The sequence below is a fragment of the Amycolatopsis sp. NPDC003861 genome (assembly GCF_053605405.1).
The window spans coordinates 23892-32631 of the sequence record NZ_JBSGJD010000090.1; the positions used below are offsets into that span (position 1 = coordinate 23892).

General features: G+C 72.7%; 6 protein-coding genes. 3 read left to right on the plus strand and 3 right to left on the minus strand.

Annotation, left to right across the window (positions count from 1 at the left end; all coding sequences use genetic code 11):
* The 3 genes from ACWEVN_RS22685 to ACWEVN_RS22695 form a co-directional block, all read right to left on the minus strand.
* Complete coding sequence (locus ACWEVN_RS22685) at positions 1-795, minus strand: MlaE family ABC transporter permease (protein ID WP_086843216.1); 795 nt, start codon at positions 793-795, stop codon at positions 1-3.
* A 379-nt stretch (positions 796-1174) separates the two neighbouring features.
* On the minus strand, positions 1175-2149 hold the full coding sequence (locus tag ACWEVN_RS22690) for an LLM class flavin-dependent oxidoreductase (RefSeq protein WP_452052585.1): 975 nt from the start codon (positions 2147-2149) through the stop codon (positions 1175-1177).
* A 26-nt stretch (positions 2150-2175) separates the two neighbouring features.
* On the minus strand, positions 2176-3534 hold the full coding sequence (locus ACWEVN_RS22695; protein WP_452052586.1) for an FAD-dependent monooxygenase: 1359 nt from the start codon (positions 3532-3534) through the stop codon (positions 2176-2178).
* A 58-nt stretch (positions 3535-3592) separates the two neighbouring features.
* Here ACWEVN_RS22695 and ACWEVN_RS22700 point away from each other — a divergent pair, with 58 nt between their 5' ends.
* Genes ACWEVN_RS22700 through ACWEVN_RS22710 form a run of 3 tightly spaced genes read left to right on the plus strand, consistent with a single transcriptional unit; the run spans position 3593 to position 8115 of the window.
* A complete protein-coding gene (locus ACWEVN_RS22700; RefSeq protein ID WP_449685161.1) occupies positions 3593-3796 on the plus strand; it encodes a hypothetical protein in 204 nt (67 codons plus the stop codon).
* A gap of 7 nt (positions 3797-3803) precedes the next feature.
* Positions 3804-4268 carry a Clp protease N-terminal domain-containing protein gene (locus ACWEVN_RS22705; RefSeq protein WP_452052587.1) on the plus strand — a complete coding sequence of 155 codons (465 nt, stop codon included), beginning with the start codon at positions 3804-3806 and terminating at the stop codon, positions 4266-4268.
* Positions 4269-4323: 55 nt separating this feature from the next.
* Complete coding sequence (locus ACWEVN_RS22710; RefSeq protein WP_449685163.1) at positions 4324-8115, plus strand: nSTAND1 domain-containing NTPase; 3792 nt, start codon at positions 4324-4326, stop codon at positions 8113-8115.
* Positions 8116-8740 lie beyond the last annotated feature (625 nt).

Consider the following 8740-nt stretch of genomic DNA (forward strand, 5'->3'; position numbering starts at 1 on the left):
TCAGCTCCCCTTGGGCGGGACGAGTTGCAGGTAGACGGTGGTGAGGATCAGGTTCAGCACGAACAGCAGCAGGAACGTGATGACCACGGACTGGTTGACCGCGTCGCCGACACCCTTCGGGCCGCCCTTGGGGTTGAGGCCGCGGTAGGAGGCGACCACCCCGGCGACGAAGCCGAAGATGAGGGCCTTGATCTCGCTGATCCACAGGTCCGGCAGCTGGGCCAGGGCCGAGAAGCTCGCGAGGTAGGCGCCCGGGGTGCCGTGCTGCATGATCACGTTGAAGAAGTAGCCGCCGAGCACGCCGACGACGCTGACCATGCCGTTGAGGAAGACCGCCACGCCCATCGCGGCGAGCACCCGCGGCACGATCAGGCGCTGGACCGGCGAGACGCCGAGCACCTCCATCGCGTCGATTTCTTCGCGGATGGTGCGGGAGCCGAGGTCGGCGCACATCGCGCTGCCGCCGGCGCCGGCGATGAGCAGGGCCGTGACGATCGGGCTGGCCTGCTGGATGATCGCCAGCACGCTCGCCGCGCCGGTGAACGACTGCGCGCCGATCTGCGTGGTCAGCGACCCGATGTGCAGCGCGATCACCGCGCCGAACGGGATCGAGACCAGCGCCGTCGGCAGGATCGAGACGCTCGCGATGAACCAGAACTGCTGGATCAGCTCGCGTACCTGGAACGGGCGGCGGAAGGTCAGCCGGACGACGTCGAAACCGAGCCCGTAGAGCCGGCCGGTCTGCCGCAGTGCGGCCGCCCCCGGGAACGACGCCGTCGTCGTCCGTTCGGCCATTCGTGTGCCTCCAGCGGTTTCGGCGGCACGCCGAATACACCCGAGTCGACCAAGGGGAAATGGTCCGAATGGGGTAATAAATTCCGGCCATTCACGGTCTCGGGGGCACCGTGCCGTTTCCTACTGGTCGGTACGCTAACGACGGCCTTGCTGGGAGACAAGAACTTGAGCAGGATCACGGGGTCACGGGCTGGTAACCACACATTTCTTGTCCGACGCTGACAAACGGTCCCGATCTTGTTGTCAACAGAGGAAAAGAAACTTACCTCCGGCGCGCGTCCCGCCTTGACAATACGTCCCCGCCTGTCAATTCCCGCGTGCTTGAAGGGTCGACACGCGTGTCGACCCTCTGATCACGTGTGTCGACCCTTCCAGCACGTCAGGACTTGAGGGCGGCGAGGAGTTCGTAGGAGCGGATGCGGTCGGCGTGGCCGTGGACCATCGTGGTGACCATCAGCTCGTTCGCGCCGGTGTCGGCCAGGAGCTGCTCGAGTCCCTTTTGGACGGTTTCCGGCGAGCCGACGATGCTGGACCCGAAGCGCTCGGCCAGGAACGCGCGGTCCATCTCGGTGTACGGGTACTCCGCGGCCTCTTCCGGTGTCGGCAGCGCGATCGGGCGGCCGCGGCGGAGGCTGAGGAACGTCAGCCCGGACGGACCGGCGAGGAACCGGGCGCGCTCGTCGGTTTCGGCGGCGACCACGGACACGCCGAGCATCACGTACGGCTCGTCGAGCACGCCGGGCCGGAAGTTCTCGCGGTACAGCTGCACGGCCGGGATCGTGTTCTCCGCGGCGAAGTGGTGCGCGAAGGAGAACGGCAGCCCGAGCCGTCCGGCCAGCTGGGCGCTGAACCCACTCGAACCGAGCAGCCACACCGGCGGCTGGTTGCCCTCCGCCACCACCGCGTTGACGCCGCGGGCCTCCGAATGGGTGAAGTAGCCGATCAGTTCCTGCAGGTGCTCCGGGAAGTTCTCCGCGGACAGCCCGCCCGGGCCGCGCAGCGCCAGCGCCGTCCGCTGGTCGGTGCCGGGCGCGCGGCCGATGCCGAGGTCGATCCGGCCGGGGTGGAACGCCTCCAGCGTGCCGAACTGCTCGGCGACGACCAGCGGCGCGTGGTTGGGCAGCATGATGCCGCCCGACCCGACGCGGATGCGCTCGGTGGCGTCGGCGACGTGCCCGATCAGCACGACCGTGGCCGAGCTGGCGATGCCGGGCATGTTGTGGTGCTCGGCCAGCCAGTAGCGGTGGTAGCCCAGCCGTTCCGCGGCGCGGGCGAGGTCCAGGGTGTTGCGCAGCGTCTCGCCGACGGTGTTCCCCTCCGAAACCGGGGACAGGTCGAGCACGGACAGCGGCACGTCAGGCAGTGAGCTCACAACCGGGGTCAACGCCCCGGTGCCGCCATTGCTTCCCGCAGGGCCGCCGGATCTCCGCCGCGGAACGTCACGACGCCGTCCGGGCGCACGAGCAGCGCGTCGGCCGGGGCGTCCGGGCAGGTGGCGGTGACGATCTTCACCCCTGGTCCCGCGGCTTCCCGCAGGTCGGCGCGATCGGCGAAGTCGAACAGCACGGTCCGCGCGGCCCGCATGATCTCCGCCACTCGGGTCGGCTCGCCGCCGACCGTCAGCGGCAGGTCGGGGACGTACGGCAGCTCGTCGGCGTCCCGTAGGAGCCCGCCCAGGTGCCGGGCCGCCTCGGGTAACGCGGCCAGCTCGCCGAAGAGCGTCCGCAGGGCGTCCCCGTCCTCGCCGGTCAGGCGATCCAGGAGGGCCTGGACGCGGGTCTGCGTCAACGTCCGCGCCGCGACCGGGTGCCGTTCGGCGTGGTAGCTGCCGAGGAGGCTGTCCGGCGCCGAACCGCGGACGACGGCGGCGAGCTTCCAGCCGAGGTTGACCGCGTCCAGCAGCCCGACGTTGAGCGACGACCCGCCGGCGGGGAAGAGGTGGCCGGCGTCGCCGGCCAGGAACACGCGGCCGGCCCGGTACCGCTCGGCGAGCCGCGCCGAACTCGTCGTCCGCGACAGCCAGAGCGGTTCGCCGAGCGTCAGGTCGCTCCCGAGGACCCGGCGGACGGCGTCGCGGAACTCCTCCAGGGTCGGCTCGCCGACCGGCTCGGGCGCGACCTCGCGGACGCCGGCGATCACCACGCCGGGCGCCAGCGACGTCACCAGCACGCGCCCGCCGGGACGGCGGTTCCAGCCGCGCGCCAGCCCGGAGCCGAACAGCGGGAGGTTCCCGCGGAAGTGCCCGAGGCGCAGGAGCTCGCCGTCGGTGGTGCCGGGGAACCCGATGCCGGCCAGCTCGCGGACGCGGCTGTGCGCGCCGTCGCAGCCGACGACGTACCGCGCGTCCAGCCGGTGTTCGCCGTCCGGGCCGCGCACGGTCTCGAGGTCGACGAGTTCGTGCCCGCGCCGGATTTCGGCGCCGAGTTCGAGTGCGCGTTCGGTCAGCAGCGCCTCCATCCGCGGTTGCTGCAGCATCAGTCCGGGCACGGGCGTGGTCACCGGCACCGGCCCGAACGGGAAGCCGGGGAAGGGGCCGGCGAACGCGGTCCCGGCCCGGAACCGGTCCAGGAGCCCCCGGTGGTCGAGCTGCTCGACGATCCGGCCGGCGAGCCCGTTCGCCCGCGGCCGCTCGTCCGGCGCGGCCCGCCGGTCGAACACCACCACCTCGGCCCCGCCGAGCCGCAGCTCCGCCGCCAGCATCAGGCCCACCGGGCCCGCTCCGATCACCGCGATTTCCATGACGCCCTCCCGGCTGTCAGTTCAAACTGACGACCATGTCAGGCTAGACTGACACACCGTGGAAGCGGAAGAGCTTTCGGGACGCGTCTCGGAAACGGACCCGGCGGTGGCGTTGCGGGCAGTGGGTGCCCTGCACCGGCTCGCCGAGCAGGTCGAAGCGGCGGCCGTCGCGCACGCGCGGCGGCAGGGCTGGTCGTGGGAGCAGATCGGGGACGCGCTCGGCGTCGCCCGGCAGTCCGTGCACGCCAAGTACGGGAAGTGAGGCCCTCGTGCTGGACCGGCTGATCGCCAAGAGCCCGTTCGCCGCGGTGGTGACGGCGGCCCTGGAGGAGTCCCGCCGCCGCGGCGACCGGCGGCTCGGCACCGAACACCTGGTGCTGGGCCTGCTGCACGACGCCGGCAGCGCGCGCACGCTCGGCACGAGCCTGGCCGAGGCCCGCGCGGCCCTGGACCGCCTCGACCGGGCCGCCCTGGCGGCGCTCGGCATCGAGGTCGAAGGCCTCCGCCCGCCCGAAGTCCCGCTGCGGCGCGGGAAGCTGACGCCGGGCGCGCTGACGTCCGGGGCGCGCGCGGTCGTCAACGAGGCGATCCGCGGGACACCGCGGCCGCGTGATCCGGCGCAGCTGCTGCGGGTGCTCGTAACGCTGTCACCGCCGGATCCGGCGGCCGATCTGCTGGCCGAACTGGGCGTGTCCGCCGAAGCCGTTCGCCGGCGGCTGGATTCGCCTCCGTGACCGCGCGGGATTGGCTACGGTGGGCCGATCGGAAAATGAACAACAGGAGGACCGGTTGCCGCGTCCCGAGCGCCCCTTGGATCCCGGAGACGATCTGCTGATCGAATTCGCCGCCGATCTCCGGCGGTTGCGCGAGAGCGCCGGGAATCCGACCTACCGCGAGCTGGGACGGCGGGCGCACTACTCGGCCGGGACGCTGTCGGAAGCGGCCGGCGGGCGGAAACTCCCCAGTCTGGCCGTCACCTTGGCCTACGTCCGGGCCTGTGGCGGGACGACGGCGGAATGGGAGGAACGCTGGCACGCCGTCGCCGACGAGTCGCGGGCGGACGGTGCCGATTCACCGCCGGAGCCGGAATCCGGCGAAATTCCGCCGTACGTCGGGCTGGCCGCTTTCGGCCCGGCCGACGCCGGTCGTTTCTTCGGCCGGGAACGACTTGTCGAAAAGCTCGTCGAACGACTCGCGAGACAACGTTTTCTCGCCGTCCTCGGCGCATCCGGCTCGGGGAAATCGTCCCTGCTGCGGGCCGGTCTGCTGCCGTCGGTGAAGGGGCCGGTCGTGCTGCTCACGCCGGGGCACCGCCCGCTGCAGGAGTGCGCGGTCAAGTTCGCCGCCGCGCTCGGCGTGGCCCCCGGCGCCCTGCTCGACGACTTCGCCGCGCACCCGCGCAACCTCGGCCTCGCCGCCCGTCAGCTGGCCGACGGCGAAGACGAGGACGTCGTGCTGGTCGTCGACCAGTTCGAAGAGGTCTTCACCCTCTGCCAGGACGACCGGGAGCGGGCCCGTTTCCTCGACGCGCTCGTCACCGCGACCACCGAACCCGGCAGCCGCACCCGGGTCGTCCTCGGCATCCGCACCGACTTCTACACCCACTGCGCGCGGCACGCCGAGCTCGCCGAGGCCATGCAGGACGCCCAGATCCTGGTCGGCCCGATGACGACCGAAGAGCTCCGGCAGGCGATCTCGCGGCCCGCCGTCGACACCGGCTACCGCGTCGAGACGGGCCTGGTTTCCCGGCTCGTCGCGGACGCCACCGGCCAGCCCGGCGTGCTGCCCCTGCTCTCGCACGCGCTGCTGGAGACGTGGCGGCGGCGCCGCGGCACCACGCTGACCCTCGCCGGGTACGAGTCGACCGGCGGCATCGAGCGGGCCATCGCGCAGACGTCGGAAGGCACCTTCGCGAAGCTCTCGGCGCGTCAGCAGCGGCTGGCGCGGCAGATCTTCCTCCGGATGACCGCGCTCGGAGAAGGCACCGAAGACACCAAGCGGCGCATCGGCCGCGCCGAGCTCGACGCCGACGACGAGGACACCGCCGTCGTCCTCGGCGAGCTGGCCGCGGCCCGGCTGGTCACCCTCGACGACACCGGCATCGACATCGCCCACGAGGCCCTCATCCGCGGCTGGCCGCGGCTGCGCGAGTGGCTCACCGAAGACCGCGAGGGCCTACGCGTCCACCGGCAGCTCACCGAGGCGACCGGCGCTTGGGAGGCCGTCGACTCCGACCCGGGCTGGCTCTACCGCGGCACCCGGCTGGCGATCGCCCGGGAGTGGGCCGCGCGCCAGGACTCGGCGCTGTCCCAGCGGGAACGGCGGTTCCTCGACGCCAGCCTCGCCGTCGAGCACGCCGAACAGGAACGCGACCGCCGCCGCACCCGCCGGCTGCGCCAGCTGGTCGCCCTGCTCGCGGTGCTGCTGGTCTTCGCCGTGGCCGCCACCGTCTACGCCGTGCGCGCCGAGTCCACGGCCACCGAGCAGCGCAACGACGCGCTCGCCCAGAAGGTGGCCGGGCAGGCGCTGGCCATGCGCGCCACGAACCCCGCGCTGGCCGCGCAGCTCGCGCTCGCCGCGTACCGCCTGGACCCGGGGGCCGACGAGCGCAGCGGCCTGCTCGGCATGTTCGGCTCGCCGTACGCGACGCGCCTGTCCGGGCACACCGGCCGGGTCAACACCGTCGCCCTCCGCCCGGACGGGCAGGTCATCGCCACGGCCAGCTGGGACGGCACGGCCCGGCTCTGGGACACGCGCGACCCGCACCACCCGGTGCCGCTGGGCGTGCTCGCCGGGCACCAGGGCAACGTGAACAACGTCGCCTTCGCGGCCGACGGCCGGACCGTCGCCACCGCGGGCTTCGACGGCACCGTCCGCGTCTGGGACGTCTCGGACCCGGCGCGCCCGGGTCCCGGCACGACGATCGAGCGGCACGAGGGCAAGGCCTACGCCGTGGCCTTCAGCCCGGCCGGACCGCTGCTGGCGACCGCCGACGTCAAGGGCACGATCCGGTTCTACGACACGACCGACCCCGCGCACCCGCGGCCGTCGGGGGAGCTGACCGGGCACACGTCCTACGTCAACAACCTCGCCTTCAGCGGCGACGGCCGGCTGCTCGCCTCGGCGTCGGCCGACAAGACCGCGCGCGTCTGGGACGTCGCTGCGCGGACGCAGCTCGGTGTCGTGGCCGGGCACACGGACGTCGTGCACTCGGTCGCCTTCAGCCCGGGGCGGCCGGTGCTCGCCACGGCGAGCCAGGACCAGACCGCGCGGCTGTGGGACATCGCCGACCCGGCCCACCCGGGGCCGCTGGCGTCGCTGACCACGCACAAGGCGACCGTGCGCTCGGTGGCGTTCACCGCGGACGGGCGCACCCTCGCGACCACCGGCTTCGACCGAACGGCCCGGCTGTGGGACGTCGCCGACCCGCGGCAGCCCCGCGAGCTGCAGTCGCTGTCCGGCCACATCGGCGCGGTCGTCTCGGCGGTGTTCACCCGCGACGGCCGCACCCTCGCGACGGCCAGCGACGACCAGTCGGCCCGGCTCTGGGACCTGCCCGGCCCCGCGATCCCCGCGCACACGGCCCAGGCGTGCCACGTCGCCTACGGGGCCGGGGGCAAGCTGCTGGCCTCCGGTAGTTACGACAAGACGGTGCGGCTGCACGACCTCACCGACCCGCGCGCGCCGCGGGACCTGGCCACGATCGGCGGGTTCGGCGACGCGGTCTGCGGTGTCGCCGTCAGCCCGGACGGCCGCACGCTGGCCACCGGCAGCTGGGACCACACGATGACGGTGCGGGACATCACCGACCCGGCCCGGCCGGGGCCGCCGGTGGTGTTCAACCGGCTCCACGACGACATCGACGCGGTGGTGTTCAGCCCGGACGGCCGCCTGCTCGCCACCGCGGGCGACGGCCACACGGCCCGGCTGTGGGACCTGGCCGACCGCCTCCGGCCGGTGGAGATCGCGAAGCTGGAGGGCCACGACGACGACGTCCACACGATCGCGTTCAGCCCCGACGGCCGGACGCTCGCCACGGCGGGCTGGGACCACACGGCCCGGCTCTGGGACATCTCGGCGCCCCGCGCCCCGCGGCCGCTCGCGAAGCTGGCGGGCCACACGGACACGATCTTCTCGATCGCCTACAGCCCCGACGGCAAGCACGTCGCGACGGCGAGCGCGGACCGCATGGTCCGCCTCTGGGACATCACGGACCCGGGCCACGTACCGCCGTCGGAGGTGCTGGACGGCCACGCGGACGTCGTCATGTCGGTGTCGTTCAGCGGCGACGGCCGAACGCTGGCCTCGGGCAGCTACGACCGCACGATCCGGCTGTGGGACGTCGCGTCGGCGGCGCCGTACGCGGTGTTGCCGGAACAGCGCGACCGCGTCTACGTCGCGCAGTACGCGCCGAACGGCCATACGCTGGCGGGAGGAGGCGCGGACGGCACGGTGCGGTTCTGGGAGGCCGACCCGGACCGCGCGGCCGAGCGCATCTGCGCGGCGGTGTCACCGCGGATCAGCGAGGCGGAGTGGAACGACAGCTTCCCGGACCTCGGATACGCCCCGCCGTGCCCCTGACCGGGGTGGGTGTGGTTGTTCGGCGTTGTTGTTCGGTGCGTGAGCGCGGACACCGAACAACCCGGATCGAGTAGACATGCCCTCGGACGATGTCGTCCCACGACGTTCATTTCACCGGGGGTCTGAAGGGCTCCTTCGAGGAAACGGGAACCCGCCACCCGCTCCGCGAAGGGGCCCTTCAGCGTTCACCGGCTCTCCGGGGACGCCGGCTGGTCTCTGCTCGGCGGTTCGGCTGCGTTGGGCGGTTTCGGGTCGCTTCGGGCGACCAGTAGCTCGGTGCCCACCACCCCGAAGCTTGATTGTCACTACGGACGGTGGTACCGCGTCAAGGCGGGAAAGCGTGCCTTGACCCGGCACCACCGTCCGCGTGCTGGCTTCGGATCGGGGCGGTGGGGGAGGCCTGGGCGGGGCGCAAGTCCGGCGTCGGCGTGCGGTTCGAGCTGGTGAAGGGCGCTGCGACTTTGTTGCCGGACCCGCCCTCCCTGGGTGGGGCTTCGACGAAGCCGGTCGCTGCTGCCCGCCAAGTAGCTCGGTGCCCACCACCCCGAAGCCTGAATTGTCACTACGGCCGGTGGTACCGCGTCAAGGCGGGAAAGCGTGCCTTGACCCGGCACCACCGTCCGCG